21 protein-coding genes are annotated in these 20,124 nt (G+C 33.7%); 9 read left to right on the forward strand and 12 right to left on the reverse strand.

Going from position 1 to position 20,124, the window contains the following annotated elements; genetic code table 11:
• Positions 1-116 (reverse strand): IS66 family insertion sequence element accessory protein TnpA (gene tnpA / locus BM088_RS28120; RefSeq protein ID WP_425439320.1); only part of this gene is annotated, 116 nt, incomplete at its 3' end.
• A 25-nt stretch (positions 117-141) separates the two neighbouring features.
• Positions 142-735: a helix-turn-helix domain-containing protein gene (locus BM088_RS15275; protein ID WP_091985989.1), complete on the reverse strand. Its 594-nt coding sequence runs from the start codon at positions 733-735 to the stop codon at positions 142-144.
• 108 nt (positions 736-843) lie between these two features.
• Between BM088_RS15275 and BM088_RS15280 the strand changes: the two genes are divergently transcribed.
• On the forward strand, positions 844-2,055 hold the full coding sequence (locus tag BM088_RS15280) for a benzoate/H(+) symporter BenE family transporter (protein ID WP_091985993.1): 1,212 nt from the start codon (positions 844-846) through the stop codon (positions 2,053-2,055).
• On the opposite strand, the gene mepA is transcribed toward BM088_RS15280, so the two are convergent.
• The 8 genes from mepA to BM088_RS15320 form a co-directional block, all read right to left on the reverse strand.
• Positions 2,048-2,863 (reverse strand): penicillin-insensitive murein endopeptidase, encoded by an 816-nt coding sequence (mepA, locus tag BM088_RS15285; protein ID WP_218156532.1) that lies wholly within the window; start codon positions 2,861-2,863, stop codon positions 2,048-2,050. The two genes, BM088_RS15280 and mepA, sit on opposite strands and share 8 nt — an antisense overlap.
• A 649-nt stretch (positions 2,864-3,512) precedes the next feature.
• A complete protein-coding gene (gene bla, locus BM088_RS15290) occupies positions 3,513-4,400 on the reverse strand; it encodes a class A beta-lactamase (RefSeq protein WP_245763835.1) in 888 nt (295 codons plus the stop codon).
• Between the two features lie 458 nt (positions 4,401-4,858).
• Complete coding sequence (locus BM088_RS15295) at positions 4,859-5,755, reverse strand: DMT family transporter (protein ID WP_245763836.1); 897 nt, start codon at positions 5,753-5,755, stop codon at positions 4,859-4,861.
• 101 nt (positions 5,756-5,856) lie between these two features.
• Positions 5,857-6,351, reverse strand: a complete 495-nt coding sequence (locus BM088_RS15300) for a hypothetical protein (RefSeq protein ID WP_091986000.1) — start codon at positions 6,349-6,351, stop codon at positions 5,857-5,859.
• A gap of 24 nt (positions 6,352-6,375) precedes the next feature.
• A complete protein-coding gene (locus BM088_RS15305; protein WP_218156533.1) occupies positions 6,376-6,552 on the reverse strand; it encodes an NADAR domain-containing protein in 177 nt (58 codons plus the stop codon).
• Positions 6,553-6,563: 11 nt separating this feature from the next.
• The gene (locus BM088_RS15310) at positions 6,564-7,685 is read right to left on the reverse strand and encodes an alpha/beta hydrolase family protein (RefSeq protein ID WP_091986007.1); all 1,122 of its coding nucleotides are present in this window, start codon (positions 7,683-7,685) and stop codon (positions 6,564-6,566) included.
• Positions 7,686-7,865: 180 nt separating this feature from the next.
• Positions 7,866-8,438, reverse strand: coding sequence for a PepSY-associated TM helix domain-containing protein (locus BM088_RS15315; protein WP_091986011.1), 573 nt, complete (start codon positions 8,436-8,438; stop codon positions 7,866-7,868).
• Positions 8,431-8,874 carry a DUF4920 domain-containing protein gene (locus BM088_RS15320; protein ID WP_177208065.1) on the reverse strand — a complete coding sequence of 148 codons (444 nt, stop codon included), beginning with the start codon at positions 8,872-8,874 and terminating at the stop codon, positions 8,431-8,433. Before BM088_RS15320 ends, BM088_RS15315 begins: the two co-directional genes overlap by 8 nt.
• 218 nt (positions 8,875-9,092) lie before the next feature.
• Here BM088_RS15320 and BM088_RS15325 point away from each other — a divergent pair, with 218 nt between their 5' ends.
• The gene (locus BM088_RS15325; protein WP_091986018.1) at positions 9,093-11,333 is read left to right on the forward strand and encodes a TonB-dependent receptor domain-containing protein; all 2,241 of its coding nucleotides are present in this window, start codon (positions 9,093-9,095) and stop codon (positions 11,331-11,333) included.
• 556 nt (positions 11,334-11,889) lie between these two features.
• Here the strand turns inward: BM088_RS15325 and BM088_RS15330 are convergent.
• Positions 11,890-12,312 (reverse strand): Lrp/AsnC family transcriptional regulator, encoded by a 423-nt coding sequence (locus tag BM088_RS15330; RefSeq protein WP_091986021.1) that lies wholly within the window; start codon positions 12,310-12,312, stop codon positions 11,890-11,892.
• A 182-nt stretch (positions 12,313-12,494) separates the two neighbouring features.
• Between BM088_RS15330 and yjeH the strand changes: the two genes are divergently transcribed.
• From yjeH to BM088_RS15355, 5 genes are all read left to right on the forward strand, one after another.
• Entirely contained in the window at positions 12,495-13,757 is a 1,263-nt protein-coding gene (yjeH, locus tag BM088_RS15335; RefSeq protein ID WP_091986025.1) for an L-methionine/branched-chain amino acid transporter, read from the forward strand.
• A 241-nt stretch (positions 13,758-13,998) separates the two neighbouring features.
• On the forward strand, positions 13,999-14,886 hold the full coding sequence (locus BM088_RS15340) for a MipA/OmpV family protein (protein ID WP_177208066.1): 888 nt from the start codon (positions 13,999-14,001) through the stop codon (positions 14,884-14,886).
• A gap of 10 nt (positions 14,887-14,896) precedes the next feature.
• Entirely contained in the window at positions 14,897-15,298 is a 402-nt protein-coding gene (locus BM088_RS15345) for a DUF3019 domain-containing protein (RefSeq protein ID WP_177208067.1), read from the forward strand.
• Between the two features lie 115 nt (positions 15,299-15,413).
• A complete protein-coding gene (locus BM088_RS15350; protein WP_091986222.1) occupies positions 15,414-16,100 on the forward strand; it encodes a winged helix-turn-helix domain-containing protein in 687 nt (228 codons plus the stop codon).
• A 16-nt stretch (positions 16,101-16,116) separates the two neighbouring features.
• Entirely contained in the window at positions 16,117-17,388 is a 1,272-nt protein-coding gene (locus BM088_RS15355) for an ATP-binding protein (RefSeq protein WP_091986036.1), read from the forward strand.
• A gap of 79 nt (positions 17,389-17,467) precedes the next feature.
• Here BM088_RS15355 and BM088_RS15360 read toward each other — a convergent pair whose 3' ends face one another.
• Entirely contained in the window at positions 17,468-18,313 is an 846-nt protein-coding gene (locus BM088_RS15360; RefSeq protein ID WP_091986040.1) for an MBL fold metallo-hydrolase, read from the reverse strand.
• A 159-nt stretch (positions 18,314-18,472) separates the two neighbouring features.
• Between BM088_RS15360 and BM088_RS15365 the strand changes: the two genes are divergently transcribed.
• Both BM088_RS15365 and BM088_RS15370 read left to right on the forward strand, forming a co-directional pair.
• Complete coding sequence (locus tag BM088_RS15365) at positions 18,473-19,327, forward strand: DMT family transporter (RefSeq protein ID WP_091986044.1); 855 nt, start codon at positions 18,473-18,475, stop codon at positions 19,325-19,327.
• A 41-nt stretch (positions 19,328-19,368) separates the two neighbouring features.
• On the forward strand, positions 19,369-20,082 hold the full coding sequence (locus tag BM088_RS15370; RefSeq protein WP_091986047.1) for a lipoate--protein ligase family protein: 714 nt from the start codon (positions 19,369-19,371) through the stop codon (positions 20,080-20,082).
• The last annotated feature ends 42 nt before the right edge of the window (positions 20,083-20,124 follow it).

Below are 20,124 nucleotides of genomic sequence, written 5' to 3' on the forward strand. Positions count from 1 at the left end.
GAACTAAAGGTTTTTGGATTTATTTTATTTTGTTCGCAGTATTTAACAATTGTCAGGCCACTGGCCAACTGCGCTTCAATAATGGTTTGCCAATCTTCGAGTGTTCGCCTGGCCATAATGCTCTCCCAAGTTTAAATTGGGTTATAGGCTAACGATTAGTTTAGGTTTATTGTAGGTGCGGGTACGCCGACCTTCACTATGAAATTTACAAGCCTGCTCATTTATATTTCGATAGCCATGAATTTGATCACCATCAAATTTAAGTATTTCACCTGTATTTAATACACACCAAACATCATTTAAAAAGTACTCCATTGCACCTTCAATCACTATGATATGTTCCACGACACCTTTATTATGAGGCTTTGAAATATGCTCATGATTTGGATTCAGTGTAATTTCAAATGTTTCCATTTTAGTTGCTTTGTCAAAACCAAATAATGTAACAACGCTAATGCTAGCTTGCGTATTTAATAAATTTGAATTTGACTCAAAAGCAGATTTTTTTTGTTCCGTTAAAAAATACGACAAGGGCAATTTAAATCCCGTTGCAATTTGCCAAAGTTTAGAAATAGTCGGGCTAGACTCACCTCTTTCTATTTGCCCAAGCATAGCCTTAGAAACGCCTGTTTTTACGCTACACGCATCTAAACTCCAACCTTGTTTGGACCTAGCTAATTTTAAATTATCAGCCAAATATTCATTAATACGCTTCTTTTGATTTGCTTCATTCATAAATAATTTATTAATTTGACCTTTGGACAAAACACTTGTGCGTTATAACATACAATGTTAATTTAGTCTCGTGCGTTTTAACGCACAAACTATTATTAAGAGGCTAATATGACAAAAACACAGAATATATTAAGCCGGATCACCGCAGGTTTTGTGGCTATTTTAGTCGGATTTACCAGTAGTGTTGCGCTTATCTATCAAATGGTGATTAATTTAGGTGGTGATGCTGCTCTGGTTTCAAGTTGGTTACTTATATTAGGTCTGTCATTAGGCGTGCTCTCAATTGCTTTATCTCTTTTTTATAAAATACCAATATTAATTGCCTGGTCAACTCCTGGTGCAGCTTTACTTATTACAAGTAGTCAAGGGTTCAGTCTTGAACAAGCAACAGGCGCATTTATAGTTTCTGCTGCTCTTATATTTGTATGTGGTATAACGGGCATATTTGAAAAGCTAATGCATCATATTCCATATCAACTTGCTAATGCGATGCTTGCGGGTGTTCTTGTTAACTTTGGAATTGATGTTTTTAATTTAATGTCACAACAAACATTTATTATCATTATGATGATAACAACTTATATTATTGCAAAGGTTTTAACTCCCAGATTTACCATGCTGATTGTTTTAATCGTCGGTGTTTATTTTTCTTGGCAATACCAACTTATTAACTTAAATAACTTTGAATGGCAATTCAGTACATTTCATTATATTCAGCCTGAATTTGATATTGCAGCTTCAATGAGCATCGCTTTGCCCTTATTTATTGTCACTATGGCATCACAAAATCTACCGGGTATTGCGGTATTGCAAGCACATGAATACCCCCCCCCCATTTCTTCAACTCTAAACATAACAGGCTTCACTAATATGCTCATAGCACCATTTGGTGGTTATGCCATAAATTTAGCTGCGATCAGTGCTGCAATTTGCATGAATAAAGATGTTGATAATGATAAAAGCAAACGTTATTGGGCTACTGTTTGTGCCGGTGTTTTTTATATTTTGATGGGTTTAGCCAGTGCCAGTTTAATAGACTTATTCAAAGCCTTACCTAATGCATTAATCATGTCATTAGCTGGCATTGCATTATTTTCAACCATTGCCACCAGCTTAAAAAAGTCATTAGAAAAACCGGCTTTATCTGAAGCTGCTATCATTACTTTTTTAGTGACGGCATCTGATTTAGTTTTATGGCAGATAGGCTCTGCTTTATGGGGTATAATCGCCGGTTGTATCACCTTATTAATTCAAAATTTATTAATAAAAAGGGAAATTAAAACTAAGGTGAAAAAAACACAGATAAACAAGCTTAGTTAGCTAATAAAACTTTGCATTGTATGGGTTTTATTTTAACCGTTTTTTTCTTTCGCTTTTTATTTTTAACTACAACTGGTTGTGTCATTTGTCGCCTCCACCATGCTAACGCATTGCAGCCAGTACCTACCTCAGGCTGTTTTTGGTTTAAACATAAATGGTTCCCTAAAGGACAAGCAAGCCTTACATGCATATGGTAAGTATGGCCCCACCAAGGGCGGATTTTTCTCAACCAAGCATTATCAGACAATGACATATTGCACAGCTGTTGTTTAATAACAGGGTTAACAAATATGCGTGCAACCTTTGGGTTTTTAGCTGCTAATTCAAGTATTTTTACATGTTCTGTTCGCCAGTTATTGTGTTTAATCGAGAATTGTTTTTGGTTTACCACATCTAATTTCAATACATTTTCACGTGCTTCTTTTGATAAAATTTTATCAGCCAATTTTAACCAAATATCAACATCTAACCCTGTTTGATGACTGGCATGGCCTGAAATGAAATTCCCTCCTCTTGGCATAGACATATCAGCGATTAATAAGTCTTTAATACCCATGTTATGGGTTTGTTCAGCTAATTTTTCAATAAATTGAATTAAATTTGGGTGGCCATAAAAACGATTTCGTGACGCTCTGATAATTTGATACCCCAACCCCCTCTCTGGCAAAGCCTTAGCGCCTGATAAACAGCCATTATTATATGCTCCTATTGACACTGATTTATCATTAAAAGGCGTTGAAAAACGTTGCCAAGTATTCGCAAATAATGAAATTGAAAAGAAGCATAATACGAGTGTAAAAAGATTCAAAAAAAACTTATACAAGTGCGATAAACTCTTAGCTTAAAATACGTATATTTATATTAGTTTATTTATAATCTTAGAGCTGATAATTTTAAATCAACGTTTACCAGGTAATTGTAATTAAACTTAAATGCCATAAAAACTATCTTAAGCATAACAAACATGTGGTAATAAGCTTTTTATTACTTTGAATAAATTTTGTACAGCGACCAACTTAAAAGCATATATTTTAATGTCTTCACATCAACATCTGAATAAGTCAATTATCGTATGACCTAAAAATAGTAGGTGGTTTATAATTCACTCTAGTACGATAGAAATTCAAGTGCAGCTAGAAAAGTTGTTATATGAGACCTATCTACACCCTTTATTAAGCTTTGTGACATTAGGTTTCACTTCCTAAACACCAGCTCTTGCGACACAGCAGCTTTAAACCTCAGTAGGTATTTTGACTGCTAATACCGTAATAGCCTCAAAGTTGTTGTTTATAATAACAGTGCTTTATCCGGTAAAATAAACATCACGCCACTTACATAATAGGTTAAAATTAAATCAAATTTTGATAACCCCTAGTAAACAGATAGAAATAGTAGATTTAAATTAGCAAAAAAGTACAAACTAACTATTTAAGGCCTGTTTAAATTACTTGCTCGGTTTACTTATTATAGACAGTGAAAATTTCCTTTCCTATATTCGCAATTGCTTTATTACGTTGAGAAAATGATGCTTCTGTCTGAGTTAAATAAATACTTATAATAAGAGGTGTTCGTTTATCAGACCAAACAACAGCTGTAATCCCTCTAGAACCATAACCACCTGAACCTGAACGATCAGCAATCGACCAGTTTTGAGGAAGTACTTTTCGTAATAATTTACCAGTGACTTTATTATCTATCATCCATTGTTTTAACTGAGTTTTTGAAGCTTGAGATAAAGCATCACCAAATAGCAATGTATGTAAACTTTTCACCATCGCATTAGGGGTCGTGGTATCTCTTTTATCACCATCAAGTGCTTCATTTAAATCAGGTTCAATGCGATCCAATCGCGTGACGTCATCACCAATAGATCGCATAAATCGAGTTAAAACTTTTGGTCCTTTGATCCCATTTAGTACTATATTAGCAGCCGTATTATCACTCATGCTCATAGTCGCAGAGCATGCTTGCTTTAGTGATATTTTTTCACCAATCATATTTTTGGTTACCGGTGACCATTCAATAAGTGAATTTTTAGTTATAACCGTAGAAGTATCAAAAGATTGCAGCCCTTTTTCAACATCAAAAAGTAACTTAGCGCAGGCGAGTACTTTAAAAGTGCTCATCAAAGGAAAGCGAGTATTGCCGTTGTAGTGCCATAGTTTATTATCTGTGACATCATAAATAGAAACACCTATACGCGCACCAAGCTGACGTTCTTGTTCTTCAATTTTTTTTATTATCGTATTAGCATTTACACTGAAAACTGAGGCAATACTGATGATAAATGTAAACAGTAAAAAATGGTACTTAGCAGGGTAAGTCTTAAAATTACATTTTTTCAAAATATCATACTCACTTTTTCTTCATAAGGTGAACAGCTTCAAAGTAAATATTTAAAACAAAAAGTTGCTCGAATTCACTGTATACGATTTCAGTTTGTTGCAGGGAGTATACGCATAAACATTATTGGATCAATGTTCAAATTATGATGAATTGTGGCAAAAAGATGGCACCTTATAAATGCGCTATATCAGTAACATGAAAGGTATAAGTTATCACTAAACATATGAAAAATATTTATGAAATAATGAAACAATATACACCTAAATGACTTTAAACTCTAAATTAGCCAACGACTATTTAGGTCCGCCTCCCAAAAAAAATTATCGTTTTTGATAATTGGCATTTTATAAAAAATACGGGGATTCAATCATTCAGTTTAAATAAAGACTCGAAATAGGGTCTAGCTCAGAATAAGTCGCAGTAGTGTTTTAAGAGCTTTTTTAAGAGAAAGGCCTACTCATGCACGTTTGATAAAATGCTTACTCGCGTTTTTGTTTTTAGAAACGTACATATTTGATAGATTTCCTAAGAGCATAAGCAACGACCCAAAGATCAATGTTATATTAAAACTCTCAGAATAAAATGCGACACCAACAACTGCAATTACCGGCAGCCTAAAAAAATCCATTGTTACAACAGTTGTAACCTCTGCGCATTGCATTGCTTTAGTCATGCAATAATGCGCCGATAATGCGGTTATACCGATAATTGTTATCCATAACCACTGTATACCTACTGGGTTTTGCCAATTTAATAATGAAAAATACAAGCCTACAGGTAATTGAAGCAAGCACATTAGAAATAGTATCGTTAACGGACTTTCCGTAGAAGAGAGCGATTTTGTTGAAACATATGCAATGGAAAAACAGATAGCAGCCCCTAACACAATAAAAGACGCGTAATTAATTATTTCTATACCTGGCTGCACGATGACGATAACACCAAGTACACCCAGCATGATAGAAATGAGTTTTTTGGCGGTGAATTTTTCATTCAAAAAAAGACATGCAATTAAAGCAGTCCACAATGGCCCCGTAAACTCAAGGGCAAACACTTCAGCTAAAGGCAAGAGCCCAATACCTACGAACCACCCATATTGACCAGCAAAATGAAAGATATTTCTCACCCCATGCAAACCAATCCGACTGGAGCGAAATAGCTTCATATTTCCCATGCTGGCGATAACTAAAAACATGACTACTAGGCCAATTACACTGCGAAAGAATAAGAGCTGAAATGTACCAATTTGACCACTCAACTCACGAGCTCCAACAGCCATTAAACAAAATGACGTTAACGCACCGAGCATCCAGATGACTGATTTAATTAGCAATGAGGCTGCTCCTAATGGCACATTACGCCTTAAAATGAGATGAATATAGTTTGGCTAAAATGAACGACAAAAGGGCTAAAACCAAGCACTTTGCGTTCATAGCATAATTGACCTGCTGTTACTTATATACCTTCTAACTCTACTTTAGCTTTTTCTACAAGCCTGTCATATTCAACTTGATTAATCACTGACTGAGACAATTTATCTTTCGCATTTTTTAATTTCATCCAATATTGGTATTCCACATGCGCTAATATATAGCCTAGTTTTTCTTCTGATATTAAATCGTTAGAAAACTGCCGCTTTGCTAGATTTTTATTCCAATAGTTACCCTTGGGAGATTTAGGAATTGTATAATCATTAACTAGAATTGAGTTATCAGAAACCCTCAACCCATTCTCAATGTGCTCTTTAGCGCAGATATACAGGATATAATTGACTGAATGCTGCGCCCCATACCAATGGAAATTAAAATCAGCGGAACAAGAACCCACTATTTGTCCATTATTATCAAGTACATCTAATCGACCTTGTGCACATCCAAATAAAAATACAGATAAAATCAAAAGACTTAAATATTTCACTACACCTTTCCTTAGTTCATAACGCAGCAGCACATACAACTCCAGAACATTACTTTGTTAGGTTTTATCATTTTTCAACTCATTTCTTAGTTGTACGAGCAGCATACCGAGGCGGTTTTTTCCTTTGCCGTTGGCACCAATCCCCCAATATTTATCAAAAGGTGAATTCTCAACTAATTCCTTTTTACCTGTTCCAAGCAAAATTAATTTAAAATTGACTGCTTCCGCAGCCAAATAAAATAGTATTACCTATTGCCTGTGATCTGGCTCAGATGTGTATTATATACGAACACACGGTCAAAAAAATCTACCGCTTTTTGGCTAACATCACTGTGAATTTTGTCACGTACGATACTTTTGTGATCACCGCACAACTCTTTTAGATACTTAAAACCTAAGCCAGTGCAATTAGATAAAAAAGTATAATGTCCAACTTTTTCTAGTTCACTATATTGGGAGTTACCCATTAGTTTTGATACTACTTTCCCATTGGTTTTAGCTGGTGCAATTCGATCTATACTTCCAACAACCACTGAGATAGGCACAGATATATTTTTAAGACTTTCTTTATTTATTGCTTGAACCACGGCAGGAGCTAACACAAACGCTGCTTTTATTGCATCGATTTTAAACGAGTCATGTTCTCTTAATAAAGACTCTTTCACTCTCTGCGAATTTTTAACCTTATTAAACGCTTTATCAATATCTGAAAACTCTACCTGTGCATTACAGGTAAAGTCCTTATCAGGACTTTGACAAAATGCCGTAAAAAGGGTTTTATCTGTAATGCCACCTATTGATGACAATGCAGTATATCCCCCTAGTGAAAACCCTATCATACCAATTTTATTTTGGTCAACAGCGGGTCCCCAGATGTTATGCGAAGATAATTGTTCTAATACGACAGAAATATCTTGTGAACGCTCCCACCATAACTTGTAACCTTCAGCATATTTTTTTTCTTCAGCTGCAGTATTTCCATGATGATTTACACCTATCACCAAGTAACCATTTTTAACGAGTGTTTCAGCAATCCACAACATTTGTAAAGCTGAGCCACCTGTGCCATGGGACATAATGATTAATGGCCGTTTATTCTGATTGGTTACTTTGCCATTCATCACAGCGTTACCTGCATTAAAAAGTGCGTTGTTTGGCTCACCTAATAATATTGGCTTCACGTTTGTATCAGTCGTGGGATAAAAGATATGGGTTAATATAGGTCGTTTACTTTTTCCATCCCATGAGGTCCTTTGTTCATCTATAAATTCAACCGACGTGATACCAAGGTTAAAATCACTTGCTGCTTGAGCACCTACTTGCGACATAAGAAATGTAATAAAAACGACTAACTTTCCAAGTTTCAATTGCGAATTCCTTTTTGCATATAATATTTGTATAAACGGCTTGCACGATTTTAAAATAATATGCGCCTTTTTTTCGACGAGTATCTTCGTACATTGCTGACTATACATCCTTAATTTTTAAGGAACAAGGTAAAGCGTGCAAAAAAGCACTCGCTATTAATACATTGTCTTTACAATAATTTAACTAGCATAATAAAATACAAACCCTGCCGGAGCGATAAAACCAGCCAATATAATAAAACCTCGCGTTCCCGTTACGCTCTTTTTACCTTTAACCATAAACAGTGATGAAATAGCTAGAAATATAAGCAATAAAGCATAAAAATCTGAAAACCACGTCCATGCTTTTTTAGCTTCATTTAAATGTAAAAAATTAAGATTGCGTAATAGAAAACGTGGTTTAATTTCTTCTATTATAATAAGATTTTGTTTGGGCAGAACAAACAGAGTTTTATTTTTAATGAATAACTTAAGTGTATTTTCATCTTGCCAAAAACGTGCTTTTATAATGCCTTGTTCATTTAGTTCAGCTAACAAGCTATGTTCAAAATTTGATTGCTTTATTTTAGTTTCTAAAAATTCAACTTTAACTTTTTTCTGGGTGACATTATAGTTAGAGTTCCACTGATGAATATGATTGAGTGCTATGCCAGATATGGCAAAAACTAAAGTCATTCCAATACAAAAATATCCAATATCTCTATGTAAACTGCGATTTAAATTAAACCACTTAATTGACTTGCTTTTAGTCAACTATCGTTACTCCCGTCGGTGAAAAACGATACAAAGTCATAGGTTTTGTAACAGCTGGCATTGCTTTCATTTTTAATCTTTGGTTTGTTTGCTCTAAAGACATTTCAATGGCTTTTAGTGTACCTGTTGCATAGGCTGTTTTTCCCATTGCAGTCATTGGAAATACCATTTCACCATCAGGCACTTTTATTGTTAATGTTTCATATGCTTTATCTGTTGCTAGCTGCATCCAACAGCCTCGTTTTTTACAAACCTTTACCACTGTCCCTGATATGGTAGCTGGTTGTTTATAATAATTTTCAGGTGTCGCTAATATTTTTGATATAGGAGTTAACTTACTCATATCTGCTCCACCATTAATTTCTTTGGCATAAACATTAATACCAAACATCAATAAGTAACCTATAACTACACTCAATTTAAAACAGTATTTCATTATTTTTCCTATCACCTTGTTTATTTCTATTTTTAGAACAATCCATTGCATGTTACATTGTTTAATTTACAAAAACTTCATAATACACTGTTTTTAAAGGCTATAAACACCTTATATCAAAACACTATTAGCTATTGCGTTTTGATATTAGTTCATTTACTCTATCGCCGCAACATAAAGATGCAATTGATTCTCATTTTTATTTATATGGATTATTTATGAAACTTGTACCCTCTTCGTTATTTATTTCTGTGTTTTTAGCAATACATACGCCTGCTTTAGCCAAAGACAAAAACACTTCAAAACAAACTGTAAATGAACATATTGAAGTCTTTGGCCATAAAATCTCAATTTTAAGCAAAGATGTAGCTTCATCGATATCATCAATTACAGATAAAACGATACAACGTAATCAAGAAGCTGAATTAAGCCAAATTCTGCGAGAATTACCTGGAGTTGAACTAAGCGGTAGTGTCACTCCACTCTCTTCACAACCTTCAATACGTGGTTTGTATGGTGAACGCATTCATGTATCAATTGATAATGTTAAACGTAAAACCGAATCAGATGGCACAAGTAATATTGCTGCTATAAACAGTTTAAGTTTAGACCCGTCACAAGTGAAACAGGTACTTGTTTTACGTGGTGCCGACTCACTTACTGTAGGTTCAGGTGCTATTGGCGGTAGTATTCGATTAGTCACTAAAGATGCCAGTGATTATTTAGACAGTAAGAATGGATTTGGAGCTCGAACACAAATATTGCATCAATCAGTCTCTGACTCAAACAGTATTTCAACCTCTTTATTTAATTTAAATGATATAAGCGATACTGTATTTCACGCTAGTAAAGTGTCTTTTTCAGATGTTGATGTTATTCCAAATAAATCCCAAGATACAGAAGATGATGCAATAGAGGATTCCGCTAAATTAACAAAAATTAAAAATAATGCTTCTCGCACTAACTTAACATTAAAAAATACGTGGTATTTTATGCCAGAGCATAGCTTGCAAACTAAAGTTGATTGGGCTAGAACACAGTCTAAAGACCAGCCATACCGACAAGATCAGAGTTATGGTATTCGTTATCCAACTTTATCAGAAGATTTTAATAATGATTATATAGAGTTAATGAGCAATTATGTTTATCAACCTGATAATGATTTAATCGATTTCGACTTACAATTAGTGTATTCAGATAAAAATTATGAAAAAAATACTCTTGGTTATATCCTAAAAGGTGAAAATAAAAGTGACTTTACAAATTTAAGTAAAGGCAGTACCGAGCGTTATAACATCCGTTTAGCGAATTTATCACAGTTTAGCGGAATAGTAGATCATCAATTAGCAATTGAGGTTAACTATGAAAATGAAAAATTTAAACAATCCGATGCTTCAAGTTCTGAAATTTCTACATTTTATGGCGATAGTAAATCACAAAATCTTTCTTTTTCAGTGATAGATCAGGCTAATTTTTTTAATGAACAAGTACTTGTAACAGCCGGTTTACGTTTTGATACCTTTAAGCGTAGCAATAGCACCTATACTAATTACGATAATAATAAAGATGGCGAGCTTTCAAATGAACTGGGGCTTACTTTTAAAGCATCTGACAACATTAATATATATATTAAATACGCAGAAGCATTTAGAGCACCTTCGGTTCAGGAACTATACAAAAAAGATGATTGGCGATGTCATATTGGCGGTAAGATCTGCTATCAGGAACCACAGCCCGATTTAAAGCCTGAAACATCTCAAAATCTTGAAACAGGTTTGGGACTATTTTGGCAAGATATTTCTTTTGCTGATAACTTAGCGTTTAAGCTAATTCATTTTAACAATAAAATAGATAACTTTATTGATAACGTACCATTTATGTATTACTTAAATGAAAACGGCGCTAAACAACAGGGGTCTCCTGGCCCTAAACCAGTAAATGGAATTCCAGTTGCGACTCATCGTGATTATAGTGCTAAAAATATTGGACGTCTTGAAAGTATCGGGTGGGAAGCTGAACTTAGTTATACATTTGAAAAATTTGATGCTTATCTTGGTTATTCTAAAATAGATATGAACGCTTATGGCATGCCCAATTTTTTCTTAGGATCTATTGATCATAATAAACAACCTTATACAGAAGCTCCTGCCAATAAGATAAGCCTAAATTTAAACTATCAATTATTTGAAAGTTTAAATTTAAGTGCCCAGATGCTGAACTATAGTGAACAGCAAAGATTACCTGAAAACTATTTAAATGCAGGTTATGGTACGAGTCGTTATACTGTTTATAACTTAAACGCCAGTTATAACGCACGTGATTTTCTATCTGGTCTAAAAGTTAATATAGGTGTAGATAATCTGACAAATGAAAGATATTTACGCGCTCCAGCCAGTGAAGCGAGTGATCCGAGTGAACTTGGCCGAAACTATAAGGTAACGTTAGCATATCAATTTTAAGCTTATTAATTTCATTTAGGGACATTGGGTCCCTTTATATTGCTAAAGTTACATAAACTATAAAAGCATATATTTATATCATTAGAGACCCTGTAAATGATCTTTCTTATTAACTTGACTTAACTTGTAAAAATAGCTTAAGGATAGGAGTAAAGCTTCTCCACATATCTTTAGCCATTACAAAAGTCCCACAAAGCCTACTTATCAACTCCTAAAATGGCTTAAAATTTCTACCTGAGCATTCATGCCAATTTAATTTGGTTAGTGCTCAATAAGGATAAGTTATCAAGAATAAATATTTTAAAACTTCTTTATGAAAACCAACTTTTTACAGTCGTTAAAAGCAAAATAAACACTGCCATTAAGATTCACTTGTATATATGCAGCTCTTAATTGTTTAAATTCTAGGTACCTAACTCAAATCGCAATCAAAGCTCACGACTTTAAGCTGATCTTCTCCCCCTTTAAAAATCAATACAGCCGACCCTTTAGCTAAACTTATTTCCCTTTGGTTTTTATCTTTATTTTCTACCTTAGTGATTTCCTGCTACTGACATTAGTTATCTATCCATTCACTCATGACAACATGCGTTTTTATTTTAATAATATCAATTTGCGCATCTAAGTATTCCCTTATTTCATGAATTCGCCGCATGGATTCTGCTTGCACATAAACAAGTAGGTCCATATCTCCAGTAATGCCACTGCATGTGATCACTTCTGGAATGGTTTTAAAAACATGCACTATATCTGAACATCTTGCACATTGATGCTGAATTTCAAAATAAACTGACACACCTTCTTTTTGAGACTCACTTAATAAAACCTGATACCCACGAATAATACCCGTTTGCTCTAGCTTTTTAATTCGCTCCGATACTGCCGAACGCGACAAATTAACAGACTCAGCAATACTTGATATGCTCGCTCGCGCATTTATTCTCAGCTGCGCTATAATTTCTTGATCAAATTTATCCACTACCTCTCCTATTCCAGCACCATTTAAATGCTTTTAAAATGTACTACAAAAACATAGTGACGGAAAAAGTCAAAATAACCATCACTTTGACGGTTTAAATCACATTTTGAAATATAACCACGACATATTGTATAGCAATAGACACTTATACTAACCCTATCAATACCTCGATGGAAAGGACGATGAACAATCATTCAAAAAAAATTGGTCGCTGGCAAGGCGCAGGCTTAATGGCCACCACTTTGCTGGGTACAGGTGTCTTTATTTTACCGCAAATGACATTGAAAATTGCGGGTCAAGGCGCCATTATTGCTTGGTTTTTACTTACTTTGGCTATTATTCCTGTGACACTTATATTCGCAAAACTCGCAGCTAAATTTCCTCATGCTGCAGGCCCTGCATATTTTGTAGAACAAGCTTTTGGTCCTATAGCAGGGCGTACCATAGGTCTCATATTTTTGTTTGTAGTACCGCTTGGCGCGCCCGCTGCAATTTTAATGACATTTCAATTTGTCGATTCATTAATACAACTAACTGGCGCCACACTCTTATTAACTGAATTAAGTGTTTTACTTTTATTGTTTACTTTAAACTATCGCGGCATTAAAATTTCGGCAAAACTACAATTTTTACTGACCTTAGCCATCGTTGCTGTTGTTGTTTTATTGTTTGGAATCGGTAACTTACAAAGTCACTCAGAAGTTACAACTAGATTTCCCAATATGGATGTCAACTTAATCATGGCAGCAGCAGGTTTGGCTTTTTGGAGCTTTTTAGGCGTTGAAGCTATGACACATCTGGCAAGTGATTTTAAAAATCCTAAAAAAGATTTAATTCCAGCCATGATGATAGGGACCATTTTAGTCGGTTTAATTTACTTGGCCTGTACACAGATATTATTGTTCATACCTACAAATACCGAATTGGCTATGGTGGGTGTATTTAATCAATTATTAGGGGAGCATTTAGGACTCAGCGGCGCAAAAATCATTGGTATTTTAGGCATAGCTGGCGGCCTTGCTACTGTAAACGTATATACCGCAAGTGTTGCACGTTTAGTCTGGAGCTTTAGTAATGATGGTGTATTACCAAGTTATTTTTCTACTGTAAATCAGTATAACGTTCCCGTCAGAGCGCTTATGGCTATTTTATCTATTATGGCTTTTGTATTAATAGTCACTTTTCTAACAGGACAAAATATTGAAGACTTAATCGCTTGGTGTAATGGTGTCTTTGTTGTGATTTATTTCGCCTCAATGTTGGCTGCTTTTAGATTACTGAGTACTAAAAATAGGCCATTAATTTTATTAAGCTGTGTATTTTGTTTAATGCTTATCTGGGGTTTAGGTTGGCAAATGATGTATGCTGTTTTGTTAATTTTTATTACCGCTCCATTATTATTTTGGCAGCATAGTCATCAAACAAATAAACAACTGACTGCTTAGTTTTATTAATAAACATCCCTAGAGATTATCCCCAAAATGATATGGCTAGTTCATAGTCATATCATTTTTTATACTTTAACAACCCCGTTTGAACGTATTTATGATTTTGCTACTATTGCAACTTATGAAAAAATGTAATCCAGCTTGCTACACTTTGTTACACTTGATGGATCTTGTTACGTCAAATTTTTTATCGCTCAATATAATAAAAGGGAATTCAAAAATTAAGGAAATAAATAACATGAAACTATCTTTAAATATTGTCACAGCCATTTCATTAGCTGGATTAGCATTTTCAAATGATCTTTTAGCCGAAGATGTATCGCATTCAATTAGAAGTGCAGCTCAAAATAACACCTCTAATAATAGCTTTATACAGGTAGGTGTAGAAATGTCTACTGGTTCAGGCCGATATGGAAATTTTGATGAAATTAGATGGATTATAAATGGAAATTTAAACTGGAACGGTTTTTTTATTGAACAATTTAGCGATAACTCAGACCCTTTTACAGAAAAGCATGGAACAATATCAAATCCAATCACGCTTGGTTATAATTTTTCAGATTCTGAGAAATGGTCATTTGATACAATTTTAAGTAGAAGACATAAAGGCGGAAGTTGTAAAGTATATATTGACTCTACAAACTCTTGCTCACTAAAAAGTGAAGGTGATGCTATGTTAGGTGGTCGATTAACTCACTACATAGACAATACCATTATACAATTAATGCTTGAGCATGATGTCAGTGGAAATCACCAAGGGAATATTGTTTCCGCATTAGTAGGGCAAAGTTGGCAATATAGAAATTGGAATTTTCATGGCTTATTAAGCGCACAATATACTGATGATAAATTAAACAACTATTATTATGGCCTAAGTGAGAATGAATTAGAAAATTATAATATTATAGATTTTGACAAAGATAATATGCGCCTTCTTGATGTAGGGTCTGGTTTTAAATATACAGCAGAAATTGGTGCCACTTACCCATTATTAGAAGATTGGATTTTTAAGGCAACCGCGCGTTATATTTCATTTTCAGGTGCTGTACTGAACTCGGATCCAATTATCGGTGGTTCTGGTAATGACTTTACAACATTTAGAACTAGTATAAGTTATGTTTTTTAAAGGACAAGTAATGCTCAATACGAAATTATTTCCTTTATTTTTTATATTATTTTTAGTTAATGTTAATGCTATTGCCGATGAGAATCGTTTTTTCAACAAAACAGAGCTTACAGTCACACCCAAAAGTTGTATTGCATTACATAAAGGTCAAACATGTTATTTAGAAGTAATATTTAGCTGGCAAGCTCAAAACAATGATTATTGCCTCGTAAATACAACTCGAAATCAAATTTTAAAATGCTGGAACAATACTGAAAGTGGTCAGTATAGCTTTGATTTTCAATCTAAAGAAAGTAATAACTTTGCCTTAAGGCTTAAAGAATCAAATGAAGATCTAGTAAAATCTCAAATTTTGGTAGCTTGGGTCTACAAATCAAAGACACGCCCTAAGTCTAGCTGGAGATTATTTTGATCACAAAGTTTGACACTAAACATATTATTTTGGCTGCCTGGGTCTATGAATCAAAAACACGTTCAAAATTTAATTGGAGATTATTTTGACCTCAGAGATTGCAACTAAACATATTATGTTGGTTGAAGACGATATGTCGCTGGCCGAATGGTTTAGCGACTATTTAACAGAGCATGGCTATCTAGTCACAATTGTAAATAGAGGTGATATGGCGATAGAGTTAATAGAATTAGATAAACCCGACTTAGTTATTTTGGATATTATGCTACCTGTTAAAGATGGTTTTGATGTATGTAAGGCCGTTAGAGGTTTTTATTATGGTCCTATATTGATGATGACGGCAAGAGACCATGAAATGGATGAGATATTAGGCCTTGAACTTGGCGCTGATGATTATTTAACAAAACCCGTAAAACCACGTGTTTTAATATCTCGAATTAAGGCCCTATTAAGACGGATTGAAATAAACAAAACTCAGCTCGGTACAGATGAAAACAACATCAATTTTGGTGAATTATGCATAGACTCTCATTCACGCACCATAAGTTTATCAAGTAATACAGTGGCGCTTTCTTCCAATGAATTTGATGTACTTTGGTTATTAGCTAAAAATGCAAACGCTCTAGTAAGTCGGCAATCATTAATAAGTGAGCTCAGAGGAATTGAATACGATGGTTTTGACCGCTCTGTTGACATCATAATATCACGCTTAAGAAAAAAGTTAGGTGACAACGCAACAGCACCTTATCGCATAAAAACAGTATGGGGAAAAGGTTACTTGCTAGCAAAAGACGCTTGGTAATACTCTTTATAATAAAATGAAAAAACTCACGTTTTCTTTAATATTAATTGTTATATTTTCTATCATAGGTTTAGGTTGGGTATTAGATAATTTATTTTCTCAATACCAGTCACATAATAAATACGATGAATTAAAGCCCTATAAAGAACTCGGAACTATTTTAGCTAAAACCTTAAATCAACAAACAAACATTGAAGAGTTTATCAATGATTGGCAAACCCAAAATGTAGTTGAAGTAACTTTATTAAATTTAAATGCCTTTCCTTTACCTGAATCATTACAGAAAAAATTTTATCAAGGCGAACCTCTCACATTAGAATCCGAAAACAGTATTTTTATTCATTTTATTTTACCAAAAAAAGATAAAATACTCATTGTCACTTTACCTGCGCAAACTAAAAAACATGACAATAATTTATTAAAACTGGCTTTCACTGCCATATTTTATATTGCCATATTATTGATATTATTTATTTGGCTTTATCCACTGATTAAACATTTAAGACAATTACGAAAAACAGCCAAAGCTTTTGGTGAAGGGAAATTAGAAAAACGAATCCCTATTAATTCAACTTCTTACATTACCGATATTGAAGTTGAGTTTAATAAAATGGCACAACGCATAGAAACATTAGTCAGTGACAATAAGTTATTAGGTAATGCTGTGTCTCATGATTTGCGTACACCACTTGCTAGACTGCGTTTTGGTATTGAGGCACTAGAAGAAACCACAAACCCACAACTGAGAGATAAATATCAAAAACATATCAGTAAAGATATTGATGAAATGGAAAAACTTGTTGCTGTATTGCTCAATTATGCGCGTTTAGAGCAAGCCATGGTTACAATAGAAAAGCGAGACATAAACCTTAACAATTTAATATCTGATTGTATAAATACAAAAATAAGTTCCGATATTACTATACAATGGCTAAAAAGTGAGCCTGCTATTATTATTGGTGATATTAATTATTTAACCATGTTATTTAATAATTTACTGAGTAATGCACAACAATATTCAAATAAAACAATATCTGTCGACATTAAACAAACAAAAACTGAAATATCTGTAATAGTTGCTGATGATGGTCCTGGAATAATAAAGGAAAAGCGGCATGAAATACTTAAACCTTTTACGCGAGGCGACAATACTTTAAATAAACATGGTTACGGCATAGGCTTAGCTATCGTTGCCAGAATAGCACTTTGGCATGATGCAATTTTAAAGATTGATGATTCAAAACAACTCGGTGGAGCTGAGTTTAGCATTACCTTTAAAAAACATTAAACGATTGAATAAATTAGCATTATCTTACTCAGAGAAAAAGAACCAATGCTGCTAAATTTTATATAAGCTTTTAACAACATTACAATTGCGTAATTGCATGTTCCTGTTCAGGTTTGTAAAAATATAATTTATCACTTTTTTGTAATTGATAGGGTATTTTCACTGGCACATGCAAACCTACATGCTCTTTTGCATTAATACGTTTTTGTAAAATAGCATTGCCTTGCTCTGAAAGAAAAAACCAATAAGGTGGAAATGCAGTATTCGTGACTTTTTTTTGCCAGTGTTCTTTATAAGGTTTGAAATGGGCATCATCTGGATCAGCATCTCCCATATGTATAACCCTTGTTTTATCATCAAGTGATACTCTAAATACAATATTTTCAACATTTGCTCTGCCAGGCCAACCAGCATGAGGAATACGCACAGCTTCAATTTTTATATCATCAATATTACGCTGCCAAACTTTATCACCGTAATTTAATGCGATGGCTTTCACTTGTCCTTTTATTTTTTCACTGCCTTTTAATTTAAACATGGCATCAACGGCTTGTTGCGGTGCGACCATTTTTGTTTGCCTGTGTTTTTGTAAAAAATGTAACATGTCTTGTGCCGAAAAATGATCGCCATGGGCATGACTAATGAAAATAATGTCTATACTGTCGTAGGGTTTATCACCATTAAAAATAGCATTACGAATACTCTGAGGCACTAACTGATAAGTTTTATAATCATTATGAAAAAAAGGATCAAATATAATTTTTTTATCTGCACCTTGTATCATCACGGCTTCATTACCTAAATATGTTGCCTTTGCTGATATTTGATGAGCAGCTGTATGGTGGGAGTCTACTTCATGGGCATTTACATTCAACATGCATGTTAAATACAGTAAAGCAAATATAAACTTGTTGTTATATTTCATGATTATTTTATTATTTAATTGAAACGCATCATCAAAATATCATATTTTATAAGTTTATACTTAGATAAATCTGTATTGCCTTTTTTAGTGATTTTCTGCAACTGTTTTACCTTAAAAATATTGATTAACATGCTTCTTTCGAAATGAAAGGAACCTCAAATGCAGGTTAAACATGCAATTACACTCATTATAATTGCCGAAGCAATTGTTGCTTTTGGTACATTAATAGTAAAACAGCTAGGTGTAAACATACCTGTTTATCAATTAATTTTATATCGCCAACTATTTGCATCATTATTAGTACTTCCTTTAATATTAAGAGAAATAGATGGTTTTAAATTAAGCCCTTTTATTAAAATTCATTTATTCAGAGGTCTATTGATAGGTTTAGGTAACGCATCATTTTTAATCGCTATAATGCATTTATCTTTAATCACAGTCACTGCTGCTATGTATATATCTCCTATATTACTTGTTATTTTAAGCCACCTATTTTTAAATGAAAAACCAGATTTAAAGCGTTATATATCTGTTGTTATTGGTTTTATAGGCATTTTATTAATTACTAAACCTATGCAAAGCAACCTCTATATACTGCTCGCATTTTTTGGTGCGCTCGTTGCAGCATTAAATAGTATTTGTTTAAAAAAATTATCAAATAAAGAACACCCTATGGTGACATTATTTTGGTCAAATTTAGTTGCACTGTTTATGTTAGTACCGGCAGTTATATGGGAAGGAGCACAGATTAAAACTGAAATTATCTCTGTTGGATTTTGTTTAGCGCTACTTTATATTGCAATGACATATCTCTTTATTTCCGCATTACGCTTTGTAGATGCAAGTAAGCTAGCCCCAGCAGAATATACTGGATTAGTATTTTCAGCCTTACTGGGATATTGGTTTTTCAACGATGAAATAGACAGTTATAGCTTACTTGGGATCTGTGTCATATTTTTATCTTTAATGCCTATATCACAAATAAAATTGTTAAAGAGAAAAGCTAAGGTATAGTCTAACGCATAATTGAATAATGCTAAAAATAAATAAGTAGAATGAATAAAAGTCGCAATAAGCTGGTAAGATTTAATCATATAAAAGTAGAAAGTGCTTTTGAAAAAGAAGCACAACTATTAAAGCAAGTTCAAAACGACGAGCTCGATCAATGCCTGATATTATGGCAGGCTAAAAACAAAACCTTAGTATTACCTGCGGGTAATAAATGGCCTAAATCTGATGAATTAAAACAGGCATTATTGCAAAAAAATTGGCAATTGCTCTGTCGAAAAACAGGCGGCGCACCTGTACCGCAATGCCCTGGAGTAATTAACTTATCTCATATTTATACTTGGCCTACTGAGAAGACTTATTCAATTACCTTAGCCTATCAAAATTTATGCAGTGTATTGAACGCTTTTTTTGAAGAGTTTGGCTTAACAAGCCAGGCCCACACAACTGAATTTTCATACTGTGATGGCGACTATAACCTCAATATAAACGGCAAAAAAATTGTCGGAACAGCGCAAAGAGTCATATTAAAAAAAGGGGGTGGCAAAATTGTATTAGCACAGGCATTTATATTAATAGATGTTTTATTAGATGAATTAATTAAACCCGTAAATTTATGTTACCAAGTATGCAACAAAACTGAACGGGTAAAAGCTAAAGTGCACACAAGTTTATTTGACAATATGAATGAACGGCCAAATATTGATGCACTTTATCAAATGTTAACCCAAGCGTTCATTAAAAGTGGGCTATATAACTAAGCAAATTTGATTTCTTTTAGTTTTATTCACTCCGACCCCTTT

Origin of the sequence: Pseudoalteromonas denitrificans DSM 6059, assembly GCF_900112265.1 — a bacterium.
Taxonomy (GTDB): domain Bacteria; phylum Pseudomonadota; class Gammaproteobacteria; order Enterobacterales; family Alteromonadaceae; genus Pseudoalteromonas; species Pseudoalteromonas denitrificans.